Annotated in this window: 24 protein-coding genes and 1 CRISPR repeat array; of the genes, 21 read left to right on the top strand and 3 right to left on the bottom strand. The window is 67.2% G+C overall.

Annotation, left to right across the window (positions count from 1 at the left end):
* Positions 1–62 precede the first annotated feature (62 nt).
* The 3 genes from ACMV5O_RS16210 to msrA form a co-directional block, all read right to left on the bottom strand.
* Positions 63–878 (bottom strand): DODA-type extradiol aromatic ring-opening family dioxygenase, encoded by an 816-nt coding sequence (locus ACMV5O_RS16210; protein ID WP_416164432.1) that lies wholly within the window; start codon positions 876–878, stop codon positions 63–65.
* Positions 879–1,045: 167 nt separating this feature from the next.
* Positions 1,046–1,540 carry a peptide-methionine (R)-S-oxide reductase MsrB gene (gene msrB / locus ACMV5O_RS16205; RefSeq protein ID WP_416164431.1) on the bottom strand — a complete coding sequence of 165 codons (495 nt, stop codon included), beginning with the start codon at positions 1,538–1,540 and terminating at the stop codon, positions 1,046–1,048.
* Positions 1,537–2,211: a peptide-methionine (S)-S-oxide reductase MsrA gene (msrA, locus tag ACMV5O_RS16200; protein WP_416164430.1), complete on the bottom strand. Its 675-nt coding sequence runs from the start codon at positions 2,209–2,211 to the stop codon at positions 1,537–1,539. The genes msrB and msrA overlap by 4 nt, the downstream gene beginning before the upstream one ends.
* A 353-nt stretch (positions 2,212–2,564) precedes the next feature.
* On the opposite strand from msrA, the gene csm6 reads away from it, so the two are divergent.
* From csm6 to cas2, 21 genes are all read left to right on the top strand, one after another.
* Positions 2,565–3,686 (top strand): CRISPR-associated ring nuclease Csm6, encoded by a 1,122-nt coding sequence (gene csm6, locus ACMV5O_RS16195; protein WP_416164429.1) that lies wholly within the window; start codon positions 2,565–2,567, stop codon positions 3,684–3,686.
* 77 nt (positions 3,687–3,763) lie between these two features.
* Entirely contained in the window at positions 3,764–4,837 is a 1,074-nt protein-coding gene (locus ACMV5O_RS16190; RefSeq protein ID WP_416164428.1) for an RAMP superfamily CRISPR-associated protein, read from the top strand.
* 3 nt (positions 4,838–4,840) lie between these two features.
* Positions 4,841–7,891, top strand: coding sequence for a type III-B CRISPR-associated protein Cas10/Cmr2 (gene cas10, locus ACMV5O_RS16185; protein ID WP_416164427.1), 3,051 nt, complete (start codon positions 4,841–4,843; stop codon positions 7,889–7,891).
* Positions 7,888–9,039, top strand: a complete 1,152-nt coding sequence (locus ACMV5O_RS16180) for a type III-B CRISPR module-associated Cmr3 family protein (RefSeq protein WP_416164426.1) — start codon at positions 7,888–7,890, stop codon at positions 9,037–9,039. The genes cas10 and ACMV5O_RS16180 overlap by 4 nt, the downstream gene beginning before the upstream one ends.
* A 21-nt stretch (positions 9,040–9,060) precedes the next feature.
* On the top strand, positions 9,061–9,975 hold the full coding sequence (gene cmr4 / locus ACMV5O_RS16175; RefSeq protein ID WP_416164425.1) for a type III-B CRISPR module RAMP protein Cmr4: 915 nt from the start codon (positions 9,061–9,063) through the stop codon (positions 9,973–9,975).
* Positions 9,976–9,977: 2 nt separating this feature from the next.
* On the top strand, positions 9,978–10,340 hold the full coding sequence (gene cmr5, locus ACMV5O_RS16170; protein ID WP_416164424.1) for a type III-B CRISPR module-associated protein Cmr5: 363 nt from the start codon (positions 9,978–9,980) through the stop codon (positions 10,338–10,340).
* 1 nt (position 10,341) lies between these two features.
* Entirely contained in the window at positions 10,342–11,709 is a 1,368-nt protein-coding gene (gene cmr6, locus ACMV5O_RS16165) for a type III-B CRISPR module RAMP protein Cmr6 (protein WP_416164423.1), read from the top strand.
* Between the two features lie 5 nt (positions 11,710–11,714).
* A complete protein-coding gene (locus ACMV5O_RS16160; protein WP_416164422.1) occupies positions 11,715–12,446 on the top strand; it encodes a virulence RhuM family protein in 732 nt (243 codons plus the stop codon).
* A gap of 16 nt (positions 12,447–12,462) precedes the next feature.
* Positions 12,463–12,708 (top strand): AbrB/MazE/SpoVT family DNA-binding domain-containing protein, encoded by a 246-nt coding sequence (locus ACMV5O_RS16155; protein ID WP_416164421.1) that lies wholly within the window; start codon positions 12,463–12,465, stop codon positions 12,706–12,708.
* Positions 12,705–13,118, top strand: coding sequence for a type II toxin-antitoxin system VapC family toxin (locus ACMV5O_RS16150; RefSeq protein ID WP_416164420.1), 414 nt, complete (start codon positions 12,705–12,707; stop codon positions 13,116–13,118). The genes ACMV5O_RS16155 and ACMV5O_RS16150 overlap by 4 nt, the downstream gene beginning before the upstream one ends.
* A 134-nt stretch (positions 13,119–13,252) precedes the next feature.
* Entirely contained in the window at positions 13,253–13,504 is a 252-nt protein-coding gene (locus tag ACMV5O_RS16145; protein WP_416164419.1) for a hypothetical protein, read from the top strand.
* Positions 13,501–13,950, top strand: a complete 450-nt coding sequence (locus ACMV5O_RS16140) for a PIN domain-containing protein (protein ID WP_416164418.1) — start codon at positions 13,501–13,503, stop codon at positions 13,948–13,950. Before ACMV5O_RS16145 ends, ACMV5O_RS16140 begins: the two co-directional genes overlap by 4 nt.
* The gene (gene csx16 / locus ACMV5O_RS16135; RefSeq protein WP_416164417.1) at positions 13,947–14,276 is read left to right on the top strand and encodes a CRISPR-associated protein Csx16; all 330 of its coding nucleotides are present in this window, start codon (positions 13,947–13,949) and stop codon (positions 14,274–14,276) included. Before ACMV5O_RS16140 ends, csx16 (ACMV5O_RS16135) begins: the two co-directional genes overlap by 4 nt.
* Complete coding sequence (gene csx16 / locus ACMV5O_RS16130; RefSeq protein ID WP_416164416.1) at positions 14,240–15,760, top strand: CRISPR-associated protein Csx16; 1,521 nt, start codon at positions 14,240–14,242, stop codon at positions 15,758–15,760. The genes csx16 (ACMV5O_RS16135) and csx16 (ACMV5O_RS16130) overlap by 37 nt, the downstream gene beginning before the upstream one ends.
* Positions 15,761–15,772: 12 nt before the next feature.
* Positions 15,773–16,738 carry a CRISPR system precrRNA processing endoribonuclease RAMP protein Cas6 gene (cas6, locus tag ACMV5O_RS16125; protein WP_416164415.1) on the top strand — a complete coding sequence of 322 codons (966 nt, stop codon included), beginning with the start codon at positions 15,773–15,775 and terminating at the stop codon, positions 16,736–16,738.
* Positions 16,739–16,834: 96 nt separating this feature from the next.
* Positions 16,835–17,080 carry a ribbon-helix-helix protein, CopG family gene (locus tag ACMV5O_RS16120; RefSeq protein WP_416164414.1) on the top strand — a complete coding sequence of 82 codons (246 nt, stop codon included), beginning with the start codon at positions 16,835–16,837 and terminating at the stop codon, positions 17,078–17,080.
* Positions 17,077–17,496 carry a type II toxin-antitoxin system VapC family toxin gene (locus ACMV5O_RS16115; protein WP_416164413.1) on the top strand — a complete coding sequence of 140 codons (420 nt, stop codon included), beginning with the start codon at positions 17,077–17,079 and terminating at the stop codon, positions 17,494–17,496. Before ACMV5O_RS16120 ends, ACMV5O_RS16115 begins: the two co-directional genes overlap by 4 nt.
* 126 nt (positions 17,497–17,622) lie before the next feature.
* Complete coding sequence (locus tag ACMV5O_RS16110) at positions 17,623–17,907, top strand: CRISPR-associated protein Cas2 (RefSeq protein WP_416164412.1); 285 nt, start codon at positions 17,623–17,625, stop codon at positions 17,905–17,907.
* A 4-nt stretch (positions 17,908–17,911) separates the two neighbouring features.
* A complete protein-coding gene (cas1, locus tag ACMV5O_RS16105; protein ID WP_416164411.1) occupies positions 17,912–18,895 on the top strand; it encodes a CRISPR-associated endonuclease Cas1 in 984 nt (327 codons plus the stop codon).
* A 2-nt stretch (positions 18,896–18,897) separates the two neighbouring features.
* Entirely contained in the window at positions 18,898–19,710 is an 813-nt protein-coding gene (locus ACMV5O_RS16100) for a hypothetical protein (RefSeq protein WP_416164410.1), read from the top strand.
* Complete coding sequence (gene cas2, locus ACMV5O_RS16095; RefSeq protein WP_416164409.1) at positions 19,701–20,030, top strand: CRISPR-associated endonuclease Cas2; 330 nt, start codon at positions 19,701–19,703, stop codon at positions 20,028–20,030. The genes ACMV5O_RS16100 and cas2 overlap by 10 nt, the downstream gene beginning before the upstream one ends.
* 121 nt (positions 20,031–20,151) lie before the next feature.
* Positions 20,152–20,895: direct repeats of the CRISPR family, unit length 37 nt; unit sequence GTCCGGACTGATGCCCTGATATCAAAGGGATTAAGAC.
* Between the last annotated feature and the right edge of the window lie 39 nt (positions 20,896–20,934).

Genomic DNA, 20,934 nt, shown 5'->3' with positions numbered 1-20,934 from the left:
GCCGGTGACGATGGCAGTCTTGCCGGAAAGCTCGATGATCATGTGTCTGTCCTCTTGAAAAGTCAGTCGAAGCGGAAGGCCGACAGCGTGGTTTCCATCACCCTGTCGCTGAAGATGCGTTGGCCAGCGCCCGCGCCCGCCGCGCCGGCCACCACCATCAGCGGCAGCAGGTGTTCCTCGGCGCGCGGCGGATGGCACAGCCGCGCCGACGGTGCCTGTTCCCAGGCGGCCAGGGCCTGCTCGCGCTGCGGCGCGGCGGACTCGACGGTGCGCACCAGCCAGCGGTCGAAGTCGTCGGAGATCGGCCCGAAGCGCGGGTCGCCATAGCCGCGCATGTTGTGAAAGCTCATGCCGCTGCCGACGAACAGCACGCCCTCGTCGCGCAGTGCGGCAAGCGCGCGGCCGGCATCGAGGTGCGCCTGCGGGTCCAGATCACGGCGCAGCGAGAGCTGCACCACCGGGATGTCGGCGTCGGGGAACATCAGCTTCAGCGGGATGAACATGCCGTGATCGAAGCCACGTGCGGCGTCCTCCCGGGCCGGCAGTTGCGCCTGGCCGAGCAGGCCGGCGATGCGTGCGGCCAGCTGCGGCTCGCCGGGTGCCGGATAGCGCAGCTCGTAGGTGTGCTGTGGAAAGCCGTAGTAGTCGAAGAACAGCTCAGGCTGCGCGCCGCTGGTGACGCTGAAGGCCGGCTCCAGCCAGTGCGCCGACACCACCACGATGGCCGAGGGGCGCGCGGGCAAGGTGCTCGCCACGTTCTTGAGGAAATCCGCCATCGCGTTCCATGCGTCGGGCGGATTCCAGTCCATGAAGAAGCAGGGTCCGGCGCCGTGCGGGATGAACAGGGTGGGCATGCGGGTGTTGCTGTTGGCGGTCATGGTCACGCTCCGCTGGGTGAACTTGGACGCGAGGAGTATCGCCTGGATCCATCCGCACGATGATCCATCGAAAGCGGCAATCACTTCCTACCATCAGGAAAAAATCAAATGCTCGATCGCATCACCGGCATGCGCGTCTTCGTGCGTGCCAACAACGCCGGCGGCGCTCAGGCCGCCGCCGGCACGAAGCGCAGGGCCACGCCGTTGTTGCACCAGCGCTCGCCGGTGGGCGCGGGACCGTCCTTGAAGACGTGGCCGTGGTGCCCGCCGCAGCGCGCACAGTGGTATTCGGTGCGCGGCAGGATGAGCTTGAAATCACGCTTGAGCCCGAACACGCCGGGCAGCGTCGTGCAGAAGCTCGGCCAGCCGGTGCCGCTGTCGTATTTCATGTCCGAGGTGAACAGTTCCAGATCGCAGCCCGCGCAGACATAGCTGCCCGTGCGCTTCTCGGCGTTCAGTTCGCTGGTCCAGGCAGGCTCGGTGCCCTCCTCGCGCAGCACCCTGAACTGCTCGGGGGTGAGCAGGCGCCGCCATTCTGCCTCACTGCGCTCGATCCTCTCGATCATCGGGCGTCCCTGCCCATCGGTGGTGGTTGCGAATGCCCGGACGGCGGGCAGGGACGCCACACCGATCAGCCCGGTCAGGAAGTGTCGCCGTTTCATCGTCTGCTCTCCTTCAGCGCCGCCCCGGAGCCGCCCCACAGCTGATTGAGCCGCCTGTCGCGGCCGCAGCCGTTGCGGTAGTACTTGTAGCGGATCGGGTTCTTCAGATAGTAGTCCTGATGGTATTCCTCGGCCGGATAGAAGGCCGTGGCCGCCACGATCGGGGTCACGATCGCCTCCTTGAAGGGCCGATCCTTTTCGAGCGCCGCCCGCGAGCGCTCGGCCACATCGCGCTGGGCCTCGTCGTGATAGAACAGCGCCGGGCGATAGGGGCTGCCGCGGTCGCAGAACTGCCCCCCGGCGTCGGTCGGATCGATGTTGCGCCAGAACACCTCAACCAGGCGTTCGAAGCTGACCTTGTCCGGGTCATACACCACCTGGACCGCCTCGGTATGGCCGGTGCGACCGCTGGAAACCTCCTGGTAGGTCGGGTTCTTCGTATGCCCGTCGGTGTAGCCGGAGGTCGTCGACACCACGCCTTCGAGCGCATCGAAGGGCGGCTCCATGCACCAGAAGCATCCGCCGGCAAAGGTGGCGGTGGCGTGGCGCGCGGCCTCACCGCCCTGCGCCGAAGCAAGGCCGGGAAAGGCGAACAGCGCGCTGGCGATCAGCAGGCCGCCCAGCGTCGGGAGGCGCCGACTTCGGATCTGGCCTCGGGGTTGGGGTCTCATGGCTTGATGTCCTTGTAATCCACGCTTCACGGACGGCGGCTGGCATCGGTCACGCAGCGGCCGGCAGGAAGTCCTGACGCATTCATCACGACAAGCTCATCGCCGTGTTGTCGGCCGCGGCGCGTCTGCGCGCATCCGCCGCCCACCAAGCCTATGACCGCAAAAGTCGGCCGGTGATCGCTTCAACGAGGCCATTGCCTGGAGCCCATCGCATTGCGTCGGTGCGTGGCGGCCCGAAATTGCGTCCGCGCGCGCCGTCACAGTCCGGCCGCGGACGGCAAGCTTGCGGCCGAGCCATCCGCGCGTGCTTTGGGCTATAACCCTGGCATTCCTCCTTAGCCGTCTCCAATGCCATGCACGCGACCGCGCCCCACACCTATCCTCGCCGCATTCTCGTCGCCGTCACCGGCCTGTCGCCGCAGGTCGTCACCGAGACGCTCTATGCGCTCGCGGTCGCCGCCGACCTCCCCTTCGTGCCTACAGAGATTCACCTCATCACCACATCCGAAGGCGCCGAGCGCGCCCGCCTTGCCCTGCTCTCGGACAAACTCGGCGGGTTCCACCGCCTGCGCCACGACTACGCGCTGCCGCCGATCGCCTTTGACGCCTCGCACATCCACGTGCTGCGCGACGCGGCCGGGCAGGCCATGAGCGACATCCGCAGCCCGCAGGACAACCTCGCCTGCGCCGACTTCATCACCGAAACCATCCGCACCCTCACCGCCGACCAGGCCTCGGCCCTGCACGTGTCGATTGCCGGCGGGCGCAAGACCATGGGCTTCTTCCTCGGCTACGCCCTGTCGCTGTTCGGCCGCCCGCAGGACCGCCTCTCGCATGTGCTGGTCTCGGAACCCTTCGAGAACACCTGGGCGTTCTTCTACCCCACCCCCTACGAGAACGTCATCGAGACCGCCGACAAGAAGCTCGCCGATGCGCGCGACGCCCGCGTCAGCCTGGCCGAGATCCCCTTCGTCAGCCTGCGCCACGGCCTGCCCACGGCCCTGCTCGACGGCAGCGCCGGCTTCGACGCCGTGGTGTCGGCTGCGCGCGCAAGCCTCGGCCCGGCGCGGCTCGAGATCGACCTCGGCACGCGCGAGGTCCGCGCCGCGGGCCGCCGCTTCCGCCTGCCGCCGGCCGAGCTGGCGATCCTCGCCGTCTTCGCGCGCCGCGCCCTGACCGGCGAGCCCGCCCTGCCCGCGCCGCCCAAGGACGTACCGGACGCCGCCTGGGCCGAGCGCTACCTGCGCGAGCTGCGCGCCATCGTTGGCCCGCTGCGCGACATGAGCTCGGCCGAGCACGCCCTGCGCGGCGGCATGGACGGCAGCTACTTCTCGTCGCGGCTGTCGAAGCTGCGCAGCGCGCTCACCCGCAAACTCGGCGCCGCGGCCGGCCCCTACCTGATCGAGGACGGCGGCAGAAGGCCGCATCGGTATCGGCTGGGGCTGGAGGCCGAGGCGGTCCGGATCGTGTGCTAGCGCACGACGACAAGCTTGCCAAATGGGCATGGTTAAGCCCGTTGCGTAGAATCTTGGCATTCCACCGAGGCCTCGACATGAGAACGACGACGCTCCAGATCCGCTTCAACTCCCCCGCTTTCCTGGGCAATGCAGACCAGAACGGCCAGTGGCGCACCCCGCCGATCAAGGCGCTGCTCAGACAATGGTGGCGCGTGGCATTCGCCATGCAGAACGGATTCCGCGTTCGTGAAAACGAGATGCGCCACATCGAGGGGCGGCTCTTCGGCCACGCCTGGCTGGACGACGATGTCGACGAAACCGGTGCGAAAGTCCATGCCCGCCGCGGCGCTGTCCGCATCCGGCTGGCGCGCTGGGACCTCGGTCGGCTGAAGACCTGGGAGGGGCTCGAGCAAAGAACCGTCCACCATCCCGAGGCTGAGCGGGCCCGACACCAGGTCGGGCCCCATGCCTATCTTGGTTACGGACCGCTCGACGGACGGAACGGGACGCGGTTTGAAAAACGCAATGCCGCGATCCAGGCCGACGAATCCAACGTCCTTTCCCTCGCCTATCCGGAAGAGGACGCGCCGCTGATCGAACACGCCCTGTGGCTGATGGATCGCTACGGCACCCTTGGCGGCCGCAGCCGCAACGGCTGGGGCTCGTTCTCCCTGTGCACCGCGCAAGGCGGCCCAGCACTGGCCGGTCGCGTGCCCTTACGCCCCTGGCGTGACTGCCTCGGCCTCGACTGGCCTCACGCCCTCGGCAGCGACGCCAAGGGCGCCCCCCTCATCTGGCACACCGCGCCAAACGACGACTGGCGGTCGTTGATGCGCACGCTGGCCGACATCAAGATCAGGCTGCGGACCACCGCGTTCGAGTTCCCCCGAGAGCGTCCCGACGGCGAGATCCATGATCGCCACTGGCTCAGCTACCCGGTCACGACGCACAAGGTACGAGCCTGGGACAGGGAAAATCTCCGTCTGCCGAACAGCCTGCGCTTCAAGCTGCGGCCCATATCGCAGACCGCGCGTGTCGGCGTGATCTTCCACGTACCCTGCCTCCCGTCCGCTACTTTCCGGCCCGACCGGCAGACCATCGAGTCCGTCTGGCAACGCGTTCATCAGTTCCTGGACAACCGCCAGGACCTCACCCGCATCCCGGAGTAATCCATGACTCAAGACATCCTGTGGCAGACCAAGCTCGCCGCGCGCCTTCACGATCCGGCGGAAAAGGCACTGGTCCTGCTGCGCGATCCGGCCGGGCATGAAGGCGGCACCAGCCGGGCGCTCACCCGCCTGCTGGGCCTGGACTCGATCGACGGCGAAAGCATCGACCCGGACAACGACCAGGCACTGGCGAGCACCCTGTTCGGCACCGGTCTTCCTCGCTCGATCTACCGCCACGTGCAACGTGCCGACTGGTGGGCGGCGGGCGCCGACCGCCCGCAATGGCCGATGCAAAGCATCACCGTGACGACACGGCGAGGGGAGCAGAAGACCATCGCCGTAGCGCCTTGGGCACAGGTACGCTGGACCCGACGCCCCGTACTCATTCACCCGCTGACGGGTGCGCAGTTCGATCTGGGTGCCTCGGGCGGTCTGTCGGAAACGGATCTTGCCGATCTCAAGCAACGCAGCTTCGATCACTTAGCGGGCCTGCTCGCAGCTCTCGGCGCCGGCGAATCCTCCGCCCAGGACCAACGCAAGACGCTGCTGGCGCTCTGGCGCTTCGGCCCCGAGCTGCGCGAACACGACGACAACGGCAAGCTCGGCGCCTTATGGCACCTGCTGCCAGCGGACACCCGCATTCCGGACCACTCCATCTGGGACCACCTCGACCTGACCTCCGCCTTTGCCGGTGCCTTTGCCGCCGATCCCGACGGCGAAGTCGCCCTGCTGTCGCTCTCGATCGGCCCGGTGCAGACCTTCATCGCCGCCGCACGCAGCACCTCCGACCTGTGGGCGGGCTCACACCTGCTGTCGCGGCTAGCCTGGGAAGCGATGCGCCCCGTTTGCGAACAGCTTGGACCGGATGCGATCCTGTTCCCACGCCTGCGCGGCATCCCGCAGGTCGACCTTTGGCTGCGCGACACCATGGGCCTGCCCGATGCGCTGTTCGATGACTGCAACTGGAACAAGGGCGCCACTGACGCCAATCCGTTGTTCTCCGCGGCGCTGCCCAACCGCTTCGTCGCCCTGGTACCGGCCGGCCGCGCTCGCCAGATCGCCGAAGCGGTGGAGCAGAGCGTTCGCCAATGGCTGCGCAGGCTGGGCGACGATGTCGTGTCCCGGTTGCTCGCAACCGCCGGGTACGACGTCGAGCACGCCGACGTCCCCTACGCACAGATGCGGGAACAGCTCGAAGGCTTTCCTGAAGTGCATTGGGCCGCGGTGCCGTTCTCGCTCGCTTCCCCGCGCAACGAGACCAAACAGACGGATCTAGACACATGCGCGCTGTCGGCCGCAATGGCGCCCTTCTTTGGCGCGAACGAGGGCGAAGATTGCGGCTTTCTCGCAACGCCCGCCTGGAAGATCCTACAAAAGGAACTCAACTGGCGCGACGGCACGTGCTTTTTCGCGCCCAAGCCCGGAGTGCTCTATCCGGCGATCTACGACCTCGCCGAACGTGCGCTGGCCGCGGCGAAGTCGGTACGGCAGTTCGGCCAGCAGATCCACGAGGGTTGGCGCTGCGCCCTGACTGGCGAGGCAGAGTGGCTCACGACCGACCGCGCGCAACTGCAGCACTCCTACCGCCAGCAGACGGACACCCTTTGGGCGCGAGTCGCAGCCAGGAAACCCGCATGGGCAAAGAATGGCGAGCATTTGTCAGCACTGCCGGCGATCAAGCGCCTGTGGCCAACGATCTTCGCAGAAGAGGTCGGCAAGGCCCTGGCCGCGACGGAAGATGGCGCGAGCCTGCCAGTAGGTCGCTTCGTCGTATCCACCCACACCATGGCGCTGGCTCACCAGCTCGACCAATGGCTGAAACGGGGTGGCCCGACGGTTGCCGAGTTCGGCTCAGCCTGCAGCAGGCACGGTGCGGAGAGCGTTGCGCTGCCGCGCAAGCTCGCTACGGCGCACGCCCGACGCCCCGCATTTGCTGATGCCAAACGCCTGCCCGGCCTGCTTGAGGCCGCACGCGATGCGAGCGACGATACGGCAATGGAGCAGGTCCAAAGCCTGGTTCGTTCTACGCTCGCGATGGGTATGGATAAAGACAAAGGCGAGGGCATCCGCCTCGAGACCTATTACGCGCTGATCATGCTAGACGGCGACCGCATGGGCGCAATCCTCTCCGGGGACGATGCCAACCAGATCCGCTATATCGACAGCTTCCACCCTGACGTGCGCAGGGGATTCGAACAGCATGCCGAAGGCGAGCCGCTGATCCGCCAGTACGGCGCGCAGCAGCGTCCGGTGTCACCGAACCGGCATCTGGCGATTTCCGGCGCGCTCAATGATTTTTCGCAGACCGTGGCACGCCACGTGGTCGAGGAAGAACACCTCGGTCGCGTCATCTACGCCGGCGGCGACGACGTGCTGGCGATGTTGCCGGTAGCCGACCTGCTGCCCTGCGCACAGCGGCTCAGACACGCCTACTCCGGCACCCTGCCCGAAGACAAAAGCGGAGACTGGGGCGATCTACGCCTGAGGCGCGGGACGCTGCATTGTCGCAATGGTTTCGCCTGGCTCGACGGACGGCTGATGCGCATGATGGGCGAGCACGCCACCGCCAGCTGCGGCGCGGTCATCGCCCATCACCAGGCCCCGCTTGGCGCGGTACTGCGCGAACTTCGCAGCGCGGAGCAACGCGCCAAGAACGAGGGCGGCCGTGACGCCTTCTCGCTCACGGTCATCAAACGCTCGGGCGGAGCGCTTCATCTCACCGCCAAGTGGGGCGACGCGATCGTCATACTCGAGGCACTGATCGACTACCTGCGTGCCAGCGGGGTCTCGCGCCGTGCGGTCTACAACACCCTCGAATGGCTCGTCGATCTGCCCGACCCGGGATCCGAGCCGCGACTGCTCGAGGCGCTCCTCGCCTACCAGCTCGCCCGCCAGGCATCGAACGACGAAGACAAGGCCAAGGCGCCGCCGCTTGCGGCCCGACTTGTGCAAGCGGCGCTTCGCGCGTCGAACACGCCGCTGCCCTGGCTGCAGAACCTTCTCACCGTGGGCGAGTTCCTCGCCCGCGAAACCCGCGCTGGAGCCCGCTTATGACGCCCCACTCCCTACGCTTCCTCGAACCGCTGGATGTGCTCTTCCTGCGCGGCAACAAGCTCTTCGGCGACCCCGGCAGCCACGGGGAGTCACTCGTGCCGCCATGGCCCTCGGTCGCCGCCGGTGCCCTGCGCAGTCGCATGCTTGCCGATGAAGGCGCGGATCTCGCAGCCTATGCACGCGGCGCGCTCGCGCACCCCATACTGGGTACACCCGCACAGCCGGGCAGCTTCAGGATCACAGCCTTCCACCTTGCCCGGCGTGGATCGGACGACACCGTGGAGCCGCTACTTGCCCCGCCCGCAGACGTGGTGATCGAACAAGCGCTGGCCGACACGTATTCCAAGCCGCAGGTCCGCCAGCTCACACCCGTCGCACCGCCGGCAGGCTTCGTCCATTCATACCCGTTGCCGTACATTCCCATCCTTGGCCAAGCGCAACGCGGCAAGGCGGAATCCGGCTACTGGCTGACCACTGAGGGCTGGCGCAGCTACCTGATCGGACGCCCGCTCGCGCCGGAACACTGCGTGCCTTCCTCGGCGCTCTGGCGCATCGACCCCCGCGTTGGTATCGGCCTGGACGCGGCGACACGGCGTGCCGCAGACGGCCGGCTATTCAGCGTCCAATCCATTTCGATGCGGCCCGGGGTGGGCTTCCTGACGGCCGTGTCCGGCGCGACCCCACCGAGCAACGGCACCGTTCGCCTTGGCGGCGACGGGCGGGCGGCAGCCCTCTCAACCGCCAACACGACGCTGCCCGCACCCGACCATGCGGCCCTGAGCGTGAACCGGCGCTGCCGATTGGTCCTCACTTCACCCGGCATCTTCCCGCTGGGCTGGTTGCCGCTGGGTACCACCCCGACCGCCGACGGCAGCTATCGGTTCGAACTGCATGGGGTACGCGCCCGGCTGGCATGTGCCGCCGTACCCCGGTACGAAACCGTATCCGGCTGGGATCTCGCCCAATGGCGCCCGAAGGCGGCGCAACGCACAGCACCCACCGGCAGCGTGTACTGGCTCGACGAACTCGAAGCCAGCGAAGAGGCGCTGCGCAAGCTTGCCGAGCACGGGCTTTGGAGCGAGACCTGCGAGGATCCGCAACGTCGCGCCGAGGGCTTCAACCGCTGCACCCTTGCAGTCTGGAACTGATCTGAGAACGAGGAACGAGACATGTTCGAAAAACACGCAGCGCTGTTTCTGTATGCCGTCAGCCCGGTGCACATGGGTGCAGGCCAGGCCGTAGGCGTCATCGACAACCCCATCCAGCGGGAACGCCACACCCAGCACCCGTGCTTCGCCGGCTCCGGCATCAAGGGCGCGGTACGCCATGGCTACCTCGCGCTCGCACGCGAGGAGGGCGACGAAGCCACGCTGCAGAAAGTCATCGACCGCCTCTTCGGGCCCGAGGCCGGCGCGAGCGAGCTACACGCTGGCGCCATCAGCTTCGGCGACGCCCAGCTCATCGCCCTGCCGGTGCGCAGTTTGCGCGGCGGCTACGTCCATGCCACCTGCCCGCAGGCGCTCGCCCGTGCCCGCCGCCTGCTCGGCCTGATCGGCGTTCGCGCCGAATGGCCTGCGCTCGAGGTCGCGGAGGGGCAATGCCTGGTCGCCAACCCCGCACTGCTCAATGGCGACAAGCTGCACTTGGAAGCCTTTGAATACACTGCCAAGGCATCGGAACCGCTGGGCCAGCTAGCCGACGACCTCGCCCGGCGAGCACTCCCGCCGGAACCGGGTTACGACTTCTTCCGCAACAAGCTCGCCACCGACATGGTCGTGCTGTCAGACACCGACTTCGGCTACTTCGCCGAGCACGCCATGCTGGTCGAAGCGCATGTCCGCATCGACCCCGACACCGGCGCAACCGACCCCGGCGGCCTGTTCTACACCGAGAACCTGCCGCCCGAATCGCTGCTGGTCGCCCCCATGCTGGCAAGCAGGACGCGTACCGGCAAGAGCCCGGAAACGCCCGCCGAAGCTGTGATGGCCCAGGTCCGAGGAGCGCTCGACGGCAAGCTGCTGCAAATCGGTGGCGACGTGACCACCGGCCGCGGACTGGTCGTGGCCAAGCTCGTGGAGGCTTGATCATGCCCATGACCACCGAACAACGGCGCGCCCAGCATGCATGGAACAAGGCCCGCGAGGGTGTCGCTCGCTACCCCGGCGACTACGTCAATGACGCCAAGGGTCTGCCCGCGCTCATCATGAACAGCGGACTGATGCAGGTCATGGCCTTCCTGCATGGCAAGGGCGGCCGGCACGATCTGCTTGGCGCGCACCTGCGCGACTGGCTTTCTGAGCAATGCCAGACACCGCAGGATTTCGACGGCTTCATGAAGACGCTGGTCGAAATGAACGATGCCCGCCGTTTCCAGGCGATCACCGCCGAGGCCTTCGCGTGGCTGAAGTGGCTGCGCCAGATCGCCCCGGCCTGCCGCAACGGAGACTGACATGCCGATCGCCGCTGTGCCCCACTATCTCGCCAATCAGGACCTCTCCACCGCTTCACCCGCGTTGCGCTTCGGAATGTATCTGCGCCTTTGGGGCATCGACAGCCGCAGCCGGGAATGCCTCTGGACCACTCACGACGTCAATTACCGGACCGCCGGGCGCGACCGCACCGAGCGTGCATTCAAGGACGAGAACAAGACCAGAGCCCTGCGCGAATCCGCGCGGCTCAACGACAGCGACCGCTGCATGCTCGATGGGCTTGCGTCTCGCCAGACCACGCTCGCGGCGCTTGCCGCATGCTCACACCCGGTATTCACCCTCGACGCACTTAGCATCGCCCCCTTCACCACCGGGCTGGGCAACGAGCACCCGCTGGAGAACGGCTTCGCCTTCCTCAACCCCTACGGACTACCCTACCTGCCCGGCAGTGGCGTCAAGGGCGTGCTGCGCCAGGCCGCGCGGGAGCTGGCCGCGGGCGGCTGGGATGACCCCGCAGGCTGGGACGATACGCCCCACTATCCACTGATGACCGGAGGGCCAGAACACCGCAAGGCCCTGCTGGACAAACGCCAGCGCCCGGTCATGCTGTCCTCGCTCGACGTACTGTTCGGCCGCGAAACACCGGACGGCGACAGCAACCACGTTCGCGGCGCGCTGACGTTCTGGGACGTGATTCCGCAGATCCCCGGCGACAGCCTGTCGGTCGAGATCATGACCCCGCACCAGTCGCACTATTACCAGCAGAAAGCGCAGGCGGGCAGCACCACGCCACATGAATCGGGGCAGCCCAACCCGATCAGCTTTCTCACCGTGCCGCCGGGCGCCCGCTTCGTGTTCCATGTCCAGTGCGACCTCGCGCATCTGCGCCGCCTCGCCCCTGCACTCGCCGCCGACGAACGCTGGCGCACGCTACTCGACGCTGCCTTCCGCCACGCCTTCGACTGGCTCGGTTTCGGCGCCAAGACCGCTGTCGGCTATGGCGCAATGCACGAGAACCCGGCTGCTGCCGCGGCACGGGCCGCCGAACGGGCGAGCATCGAAGCCCAGCGCCAGGCGGAAGAAGACGCCCGCCAGCGCGCCGCACTGCCACCCGACGCACGGCTGCTTGCAGAGCTTGATCTCGAACTTGCGCGCCTGCCGCAGGACCCTCGGACGAAGACCCCGATCATGCAGCAGACTTCCCGCCAGGAATGGCCTTGCTTGCTCGACAGACTGGCCGCGCAGGCACCCACTCTTGACGGCCTTGCCAAAGCCGAGCGCGAAGCGCTCGCCACTGCCATCAAACAGCGCCTGAGCCGGCATTTCAAGGTCGAAGGCAAAGCAGACAAGGCGATGAAGCAGGTTCTTTCAACCGTGCGCGGAGCTTGATCAGTATGCATGCACGCGCGCCTGGTCCGGCGACCGACATCGCCATCTTCGAAGCCCCCTCCGGCCAGATCGACGTACGTCTGGAAAGGGACAACGTCTGGCTCAGTCTCCCGCAGCTCGCTTCCCTTTTTGGCCGCGACAAGTCGGTCATTTCCCGCCACATCCGTAACGTGTTCGCCGAAGCCGAACTCGAGCGCGCCGCAACCGTTGCAAATTTTACAACGGTTCAGGATGAAGGCGGACGCGCGGTCGAGCGACAGCAGGAGCACTTCAACCTCGACCTCATCATCTCCGTCGGCTACCGCGTGAAGTCCCGCGAAGGCGTCCGCTTTCGCCAGTGGGCCACCCGCATCCTCAAGGACCACCTCACCCGCGGCTACACCCTCGACCGCCAGCGCCTCGAGCACAACTCGCGCGAGCTCGAAGCCGCTCTGCTGCTCGTCCGCCGAGGACGGCAGCGCGGTGGTCAACGACGTCGGCCTGGCGGCGCTGTCGCTGCTCGTCGCGCAGTCGCGGCCCGAGGAAAAGGACGTGCTGATCCGGCTGATCATGAACATGCTCGCCGGGGAGGCGGCGTGACCACCTGGTTCGTCGTCCACACCTTCAACGCTGTCGCGGCGCGATTGCCCTCTTGCCGCCCGCGACCTTGCGCACCACCGTGTCGCCCAGCAAAAGCCAGGGCGGTTCGTTTGAACGCTTTGGCGTCCTACACTGCCTATACTGACATCACGCAATAAGTCTGGAGATTCGATCATGCATTACATGAAAATGTCAGACGGTGGCCGTGTTGTCATTCCCGCCGAGATCCGCCACTCCCTCGGTCTCAAGGAGGGCGACACGGTCTTGTTCGAACTGCTCGACGGCGAAGCACGGATCACCAGCCGACAGGCACAACTGCAACGCGCGAGGGCGCTGTTTCGTCGCTATGTGCCGGCCGATGCACCGTCATCCGCCGACGAACTGATCGCCGAGCGACGCGCCGAGGCCGCGCGCGAATGAGCGCGCCCGTCATCCTCGACGCCTCGGCGGTGCTGGCCTGGCTCAACGGCGAGCCCGGCGCAGAAGCGATCGATGCACTGCTTCAGGCGGGCGCCCCCTGCCTGGTGCCGGCCGCCAACCATGCCGAGATCATCGCCAAGGTGCTCGACCGCGGCGTCGCCGCGGACGCCGTGCGCGACATCGTCACGAGCATCGGCTACACGGTCATCGACACCTCCGCCGACGATGGCGCGGCTGCGGGCTGGATGCGCCCGGTCACGCGGGCGCACGGTCTCAGCCTGGGCGACCGGCTCTGCCTGGCAGCCGCACAGCGACTGAAGGCACAGGTGCATACCGCCGACCGTGCGTGGCTCGATGTTGCCGAGGCGCTGCAACTCGACATCCGATGCATTCGTCCGGATGCGAAGTGAATGCATCATGTTCGAACAGCAAACGCCGCATGTGCCGTTTGTCGACGTGCGCGCCGCCATAGGCTTCGCTGCCGCGAAGGGCAACACGAACGCAGTGCTACACTAGATTCGTGATCTTTTGTGGAGACTGGATCGTGCCCAACCTCACCATCACCGCCGACGAGCAAACCCTGCAACGGCTACGCGTCGAGGCGGCCACCCGCAATCTCAGCGTGTCGCGCTTCGTCGGCGAGATCCTCAAGGAAAAGTTTGGCGAAGATGACGCCTATGAGCGCGCGATGGCGGATTTCTTCTCCCGGCAGCCTTACCTCGAGCCCGCCGCCCGTGACGACGGCCGCAGTTGGCCCACCCGTGACGAACTCTACGATCGGCAGGTGCTGAAGTGAGCCTGGTCTTCGTCGACACCAACATCCTCGCCTACGCGCGCGATCGACGCGACCCGCGCAAACAGCGCATCGCCATGGACTGGCTCGCCGCGCTCGCACGCCAGCGCAGCGGACGACTCTCCTGGCAGGTGTTGATCGAGTTCTACGCGGTGGCGACACACTCGCGCAAGTTGGCCATGGCCGAGACTGCGGCCCAGGCCGACGTGCGCGCCCTGCAAGTCTGGCAACCGCTCGCGCCAGACGCAGAATTGCTGAGTACCGCGTGGGCAATGCAGGCCCGGCACGGCTTTTCGTGGTGGGACGGGATGATCGTCGCTGCCGCACTACGCGCGGGTTGCAGCGTCCTGCTGTCGGAGGACCTGCAGCATGAGCAGCTCATCGACGGCACGCTCCGCCTGATCAACCCCTTTGCGGACTCCGCGCCGCAGCCGCCGGCCGCGCAATGACCACCTGGTTCGTCACCCGCCACCCCGGCGCCGCGGAGTGGGCGCAGCGCAAGGGCTTGCAGATCGATCGCCATGTCGCCCACCTCGACCCCGCCGGCATCGCGCCCGGCGACACGGTGATCGGCATCCTGCCTGTGCATCTCGCTGCGCAGCTCTGCGCACGCGGCGCGCGCTACCTCAACCTCTCCCTGGATCTTCCGGCTGCAGCACGCGGCCGTGAGCTGTCGGCCGAAGAACTCGACGCCTACGGCGCGCGCATCGAGGGCTACGAGGTTCGCCCCGAAGGCCTGTGCGACACCCAACCAAACAAGGAAGCGTCGCTTTGACAACGACATTCGTCACCCGCCACCAGGGCGCCATCGACTGGGCCCGTGAAGAAGGACTGCTCGAAGAAGGCAGCCGCATCGCGGCCGACTACGACCCCGAGACCGTCCAGGTGGGGGAAATCGTGATCGGCACCCTGCCCGCACAGCTCGCCGCGCGGATTTGCGAGCGCGGCGGTCGCTACCAGCACCTGACCCTCGACCTCAGCCCCGAATTGCGCGGCAAGGAACTATCGGCCGCAGAGATGCGAGCCTGCAATGCCCGCCTGGAAGAGTTCTTCATTCAGCGTGCCAGCGTGACGCCAACACGGGCGCGCAAGCTCACACATCTGTGCATCGTCTCCGACCAGAGCCTGCAGAACCTGCTTCCGACGCGGGTGGAAAGCATGACCCCTGACCGCTGTGTGTTGCTGGTCAGCACGGAGATGAAGCGCAAGGGCGCAGAAAAGCGTCTGCGGCACGCACTCGCGCAGAGCGGGCTCAAACAGATCGACCTTATCGACGACGCACCAGACCACGATGTGGCGACCATCATCGCCTGGGGCGATCGACTGATCGCCCGCCTGCGCGCGGAGCACCCGGATCATCGTTTCATACTCAACCTGACCGGTGGCAACAAGCTCATGAGCATCGGCCTGCTCCAGGCGCTGCGCCCCTGGTGCGAAGCCATTTATTGCGATACCGCGAACGATATCCTGGAGACAATTCACCCACCGGGGAAAGCCGCCGTGGCGCTGGCACCCGACCTGCTGAACGTCAAGCTTTACCTCGCGGCGCAGGGCTTCAGCGTCCGCAACGAACCGCGTGACGACAGGGTGCTCGACAACCGCCGTGGGATGACCCAATGGCTGGCCGGCAACGCGAGCCAACTCGAGAACTTCATCCGCAAGCTGAATGGTGCTGCGGCCTACTACGAGCCAAACAACAAGGCCAGCCAGAGCCCCAACCTCGCGCCACCGCGCGACCAGGCGGAAGAAGACGCCATCAAGCGACTGACCGCGGCGGGGCTCCTGGAGGATGCTGGCAGTCGCGCGCGCGTCCCAGCGGCTTATGCGAGCTACCTGCGCGGCGGCTGGCTCGAGGAATACTGCTGGGCGGTCGGCCGCGAGCTCGAAGGCGAAGGCCTCATCAAGCGTGCCCGCTTCGACATCGGCGTCAAGATCGATCCGATCGAGCAGACACGCCAGGACCGCTACCCGCTGAACGAGCTCGATGCGGTCTTCGTACACCGCAACCGCATGCTCATCATCGAATGCAAGACCGGCGCGCAGCTTGGCGACGAGGGCAAGAGCCAGAGCATTCTCAATCGACTCGAGGTGCTCGGCGAACACGCCGCAGGGCGCTTTGCCGAAAAGATCCTGCTCACGGCCCAGACCCGTATCGACGCCAAGAGCGCTGAGCGCGCCCGCCAGTACCGCATCCGAGTCGTCAGCGCAGGCGAGTTGCCCACGCTCAAGCAGCTCGTCCGCGAATGGATGAACGCCTGACCCAGCCCCACCATGCTCCCCCTCGCCCGCTACCGCTTCACCTTCCGCCTGCACGCCCCGCTGCGCCTGCCCGACTACGCCGGCTCGCTGCTGCGCGGGCAGTTCGGCGCCGCGCTGCGCCGCGTCGCCTGCATGACCGACGCGCCCACCTGCGAGGGCTGCCCGCTGCGCGCCACCTGCCCGTACCCGGCCATCTTCGAGGCCCCCGCGCCGGCAGAACACGCCATGCAGAACTTCAGCCACGTGCCCAACCCCTACGTCATCGAGCCGCCCGCCTTCGGCACGCGCCACATCGACGCGGGTGGCACGCTGCAGTTCGGGCTCGTGCTGTTCGGGCACGCGGTGGCGCAGTTGCCGCTGGTCAGCTTTGCGCTGCAGCGCGCGGTGGAAGGCGGGCTCGGGCGCGAGCGTGCGCGCGGGGTGCTCGAGCGCATCGAGTGGCAGCGCACCGACGACGAGCCGGCCGATCCCTGGCGCGGCACCCACACCTTCATCCCCGTCTGGCAGCCGGGCGACGCCGCCATCGCGGTGCATGACGCACAGGTCGCCCCGCCCACCGCCGTCACGCGTCCCGCACCCGAGCGCCTGACGCTGGCCATCCACACCCCGATGCGGCTGCAGCAGCAGGGCAAGCCGCTGCGCCCGGCAGCGTTGACTCCGCGCAAGCTGGTGGCCGACCTGCTGCGCCGGGTCAGCCTGCTCGCCGAGTTCCACGCCGGCCGCCCCGGCCTGGTCGCCGACGTGCCCGCACTGGTCCGCCACGCCGAGGCGCTCGCCCACCAGACCGCGCTGCGCTGGCAGGACTGGTCGCGCTACTCCAGCCGCCAGCAGCAGGAGATGACGCTCGGCGGCGCCGTCGGCCACTGGACCCTCGAGGGCGACCTCGCCCCGCTGCTGCCCTGGCTGTGGCTGGGCCAGTGGCTGCACGTGGGCAAGAACGCCACCATGGGCATGGGCGGCTATGCGCTGCAGCCCTGACAGGCCTCAGCCGGATCACCTCGAGCATTCGGGTTGTCGTGCTGCCACCGTACAACTACACTGCGTAATACCAATCAGCAACTGGTATTACGCGAGATGAACACCATTTCCATCAAGATCGATCCCGAACTGGAACGGGCGCTCGTGCTGGCCAGCGAGCGCGAACACCTGAGCAAGTCCGAGCTGATACGCCGCGCGCTCGCGAGCTACCTGAACCAGCGCAGCGCAGCGGCGGCACCTTCCGCCCTCGACCTGGTCGGCGACCTTGCCGGCTGCTTCAGTGGGGGACCTGCAGACCTGTCATCCAACCCCCGCCACCTCGACGACTTCGGCCGGCGATGAACCACCGGCTGATTCTCGATACCGGCCCCTGGGTCGCACTCCTGTGCCGCGATGACACGCACCACGAATGGGCCAAGGCGCAGTTCGGCCAATTCCCCGGCCCCTTCCTTACGTGCGAAGCCGTCGTTGCGGAGACCTGCTTCCTGCTCGCCCGCGCCGGCTTCGACCCCGCGCGGGCGCTCATGCTGCTCGAACGCGGCGCCGTGCAGATCGCCCTGTCGCTGGAATCGCAGATCGCGCCCGTGCGCAGGCTGTTCGAACGCTACGACAATGTGCCAGCCTCGCTCGCCGACGCCTGCCTCGTGCACATGTCCGAGCTGTTCGAGCCCTGCAGCGTCCTGACCCTCGACAGCGATTTCGGGATCTACCGGCGCCACGGCCGCAAGACGATTCCTGTCATATCACCTCGCGCGTAACGCGCATCGCCCCGGCGCACCCTCGCCCGGCACGCCGCCACGTGGCGCGCAGCCGCAAGCTTGCCGCCTCTGACATCACCGCCGCATCACCCCACACTGGCGCCATCCCCTCACCGGATGCCCGCCATGCCCCAGCGCGACTTCTTCCTCGCCGCCTACGACGTCTCCAGCCCGCGCCGCCTCGTCGCCGCCCTCGCCCTGGTGCGCGGCTACACCACCGGTGGGCAGAAGTCGGTGCACGAGGTCTTCCTCACCCGCGGCGAGCGCTTCGAGCTGCTGCACAACATGGCGCTGCTGCTCAACGAGGCCGAGGACCGCTTCTTCCTGCTGCGCCTCGACCCCAGCGCCCGCAGCTATGCGCTCGGCGTTGCCGCCCAGCCCGCCGATCCCGACTACTTCTACGTGGGGTGAGACCATGGCCACGCTGCTGCTCGACCGCGCCGACCTCGAAGTCCGCATCACCGATGGCGCCCTCGCCCTGTACGAGAACGGCACCCGCAGCCAGACCGTGCCGCTGCGCCTGATCGACCGCGTCGTCATCCAGGGCGCGCGCACCCGGCTCGACAGCGCGGTGTTGCTCAAGCTCGCCGAAGCCGGCGCCGCCACCGTGCTGCTGAGCCCGCGCGCCAGCCGGCAGGTGGCGATCGTGCTCGGCCCGGCGCACAACGACGCCGCCGTCCGCCTCGCCCAGGCGCGACGCACCATGGACCACGCCTTCTGCGACGCCTGGTCACGCCAGCTCGTCGTCGCCAAGCTGCGCCGCCAGCACCGCCTGCTCACCCGCGCCGAGGCGCGCCGGCCCGACGCGCGCAAACCACTGTTCGACGGCCGCCGGGGCGTCGCCGACGCGCTCGCCCAGGCCGCCGAGCCGGGCACCGCCTGCGCCCGGCTGCGCGGGCTCGAAGGCAGCGCCGCGCGCGCCTACTTCCACGGCTACACCGCGCTGTTCGCGCCGGAACTCGACTTCACCGGCCGCAACCGCCGCCCGCCGCGCGACCCGGTCAACGCCTGCCTGTCGCTCGCCTACACCCTGCTGCACTTCGAGGCGGTGCGCAGCGCCCACGCCGCCGGCCTCGACCCGCTGCTCGGCTTCTACCACCGCCCGGCCTTTGGCCGCGAGTCGCTCGCCTGCGACCTCATCGAGCCGCTGCGCCCGGCGGTGGATGACTGGATCTGGCACCAGTTCAGCAGCGCCCGCCTGCGCCCCGAGCACTTCGGCACCGACAAGGGCGCGTGCCTGCTCGGCAAGGCCGGCCGCGGCCACTTCTACGCCGGCTGGGAGCAGTTCGCCCCCTTGCCCCGGCGCTGGCTGCGGCAGCGCTGCGCCCGCCTCGCCGCGCAATTGCGCGCCGAAGGCGAGCCCTGGCTCGAGCATTTCGAAGACGACGAGGACTTCTGACCATGCCGACCCTCGCCCAGCGCCATCCTGGCGCATCCACCCGCCCCGCCGACCTGCCCGCGCGCAAGCCGCTCTACCTCATGAGCCCGGCGCCCGCACGCATGGACGCCGGCAGCGACCACCTCCTGCTGCGGCCCGCGGCCGGCGCGCCGATGCGGTTTCCGCTCGCGCGCATCTGCCGCGTCATCTGCAACCGCCACCTGGCGTGGAGCGGCGGCGCACTGGCGCTGTGCCTCGCCGAAGGCGTGCCGATCACCTGGGTCGATGGCCACGGCCACGCGCTCGGCAGCACCCAGGCGCGCTACGCCCAGCCGCTGCCCTTCTCCACGCTGATCGAGACCTACCTCGAACTCCCCGACTGGCCGCAGCGCTTCGCCAACTGGCGGGCGCGGCGCAGGCTCGAGACGCTCACCGTCTGCGCCAAACGCGCCGCCGACACCGGCCACGGGCTGGACGCCCTCAGCTTCCACGAGTTGAAGCGCGAATACGTTTACAACGGCTGCCACCCGGTCGCCTTCGACGCCGACGGCGAGGCCTGGTGCCACGCGCTCGCCACCGACCGCCTGCATCGCGAGGGCCTGCACGGCTGCTACTGGGGCTTCGACGCCAGCCGCCTCGAGCTCGCCGCCGAGCTCGCCGCCCTGCTGTGGGCAGAGCTGAACCTGGACTGCGGCACGCTGCCCGCCGGCGCCGGGCACGGCATCGTGGTCGCGCGCCTGTTCGAAGCCTGGGCCCACCGCCGCGAAGACCGCCTGCTGCTGCACCTGGGCGACCTCAAGCGCCACCTGGCACGGGAGATCGAGGCATGGCACTGAACACGCCGCGCGGCTGGCTCATCACCTACGACATCACCGACCCCAAGCGCCTGGTCCGCCTGCACCGCTTCCTGGTCAAGCAGGCCACACCGGTGCAGTACTCGGTGTTCCATTTCGAGGGCAGCGCGGCGCAGATGGGCCGCCTGATGGCCGACATCGCAACGCGCATCGACGCCCGCACGGACGACGTGCGCGGCTACCAACTGCCCGAGCACCTGAGCATCGACACCATCGGCCGCGGCAGCCTGCCCTCCGACATCCTGCTGCTGTCGCCGACCTCCCCGAGCTTGCAGACGCTGCTCCAGGCCGCGGGTCGGTGATACCATCCCGGCACCCAAACGCGCGCACAAGCCCACGTGACAATCCGCTCCTGCCACCGCTCCACATCGTGGGAACCCGGTTTCCAAGCTGCTGATTGCCTGCTGGTTTTTCGTGCGAGCGGTCCGGACTGATGCCCTGATATCAAAGGGATTAAGACCTGTTTTGATTGCTCGTCACAATCAATTTGATGTCCGGACTGATGCCCTGATATCAAAGGGATTAAGACACAGCTCACCAACTGGGTCGGCGGCTGTATAGTCCGGACTGATGCCCTGATATCAAAGGGATTAAGACGGTACGGCGTCACGCATGTTGCGCCCGTCGTGCGTCCGGACTGATGCCCTGATATCAAAGGGATTAAGACTCGACCTCTTTGATCGGATCATCGACGCCGCCCAGTCCGGACTGATGCCCTGATATCAAAGGGATTAAGACGTTGAGTAGTGTATAACGTCCCTTTTACCATAGTCCGGACTGATGCCCTGATATCAAAGGGATTAAGACATCACCATGTCAATAAACGTGTTGGCTTGCTCCGGTCCGGACTGATGCCCTGATATCAAAGGGATTAAGACATATAGGACTCGCCTACCGTATCATCTCGGAACCGTCCGGACTGATGCCCTGATATCAAAGGGATTAAGACCTTTCAGCTAACCTGAGAACGACGTTACGAAGCGTCCGGACTGATGCCCTGATATCAAAGGGATTAAGACCACAGCATCGGTTACACCCTGCATGTAGGTAGGCGTCCGGACTGATGCCCTGATATCAAAGGGATTAAGACGTAACATTATGAATGTTGCCCATTTGTAGCCTCTCTGTAAGTCCGGACTGATGCCCTGATATCAAAGGGATTAAGACCGATCTTTCCGCGCAGATGTGCGATCAGATCGTCCGGAC

Source organism: Thauera sp. WH-1, assembly GCF_047806685.1.
Taxonomy (GTDB): domain Bacteria; phylum Pseudomonadota; class Gammaproteobacteria; order Burkholderiales; family Rhodocyclaceae; genus Thauera.
This window is presented reverse-complemented; position numbering and strand designations above follow the sequence as displayed.

Coding starts and splice junctions, on each gene's coding strand:
- ACMV5O_RS16210 (WP_416164432.1), bottom strand. CDS start 878: ATGACCGCCAACAGCAACACCCGCATGCCCACCCTGTTCATCCCGCAC.
- msrB (WP_416164431.1), bottom strand. CDS start 1,540: ATGAAACGGCGACACTTCCTGACCGGGCTGATCGGTGTGGCGTCCCTG.
- msrA (WP_416164430.1), bottom strand. CDS start 2,211: ATGAGACCCCAACCCCGAGGCCAGATCCGAAGTCGGCGCCTCCCGACG.
- csm6 (WP_416164429.1), top strand. CDS start 2,565: ATGCACGCGACCGCGCCCCACACCTATCCTCGCCGCATTCTCGTCGCC.
- ACMV5O_RS16190 (WP_416164428.1), top strand. CDS start 3,764: ATGAGAACGACGACGCTCCAGATCCGCTTCAACTCCCCCGCTTTCCTG.
- cas10 (WP_416164427.1), top strand. CDS start 4,841: ATGACTCAAGACATCCTGTGGCAGACCAAGCTCGCCGCGCGCCTTCAC.
- ACMV5O_RS16180 (WP_416164426.1), top strand. CDS start 7,888: ATGACGCCCCACTCCCTACGCTTCCTCGAACCGCTGGATGTGCTCTTC.
- cmr4 (WP_416164425.1), top strand. CDS start 9,061: ATGTTCGAAAAACACGCAGCGCTGTTTCTGTATGCCGTCAGCCCGGTG.
- cmr5 (WP_416164424.1), top strand. CDS start 9,978: ATGCCCATGACCACCGAACAACGGCGCGCCCAGCATGCATGGAACAAG.
- cmr6 (WP_416164423.1), top strand. CDS start 10,342: ATGCCGATCGCCGCTGTGCCCCACTATCTCGCCAATCAGGACCTCTCC.
- ACMV5O_RS16160 (WP_416164422.1), top strand. CDS start 11,715: ATGCATGCACGCGCGCCTGGTCCGGCGACCGACATCGCCATCTTCGAA.
- ACMV5O_RS16155 (WP_416164421.1), top strand. CDS start 12,463: ATGCATTACATGAAAATGTCAGACGGTGGCCGTGTTGTCATTCCCGCC.
- ACMV5O_RS16150 (WP_416164420.1), top strand. CDS start 12,705: ATGAGCGCGCCCGTCATCCTCGACGCCTCGGCGGTGCTGGCCTGGCTC.
- csx16 (WP_416164417.1), top strand. CDS start 13,947: ATGACCACCTGGTTCGTCACCCGCCACCCCGGCGCCGCGGAGTGGGCG.
- cas6 (WP_416164415.1), top strand. CDS start 15,773: ATGCTCCCCCTCGCCCGCTACCGCTTCACCTTCCGCCTGCACGCCCCG.
- ACMV5O_RS16120 (WP_416164414.1), top strand. CDS start 16,835: ATGAACACCATTTCCATCAAGATCGATCCCGAACTGGAACGGGCGCTC.
- ACMV5O_RS16115 (WP_416164413.1), top strand. CDS start 17,077: ATGAACCACCGGCTGATTCTCGATACCGGCCCCTGGGTCGCACTCCTG.
- ACMV5O_RS16110 (WP_416164412.1), top strand. CDS start 17,623: ATGCCCCAGCGCGACTTCTTCCTCGCCGCCTACGACGTCTCCAGCCCG.
- cas1 (WP_416164411.1), top strand. CDS start 17,912: ATGGCCACGCTGCTGCTCGACCGCGCCGACCTCGAAGTCCGCATCACC.
- ACMV5O_RS16100 (WP_416164410.1), top strand. CDS start 18,898: ATGCCGACCCTCGCCCAGCGCCATCCTGGCGCATCCACCCGCCCCGCC.
- cas2 (WP_416164409.1), top strand. CDS start 19,701: ATGGCACTGAACACGCCGCGCGGCTGGCTCATCACCTACGACATCACC.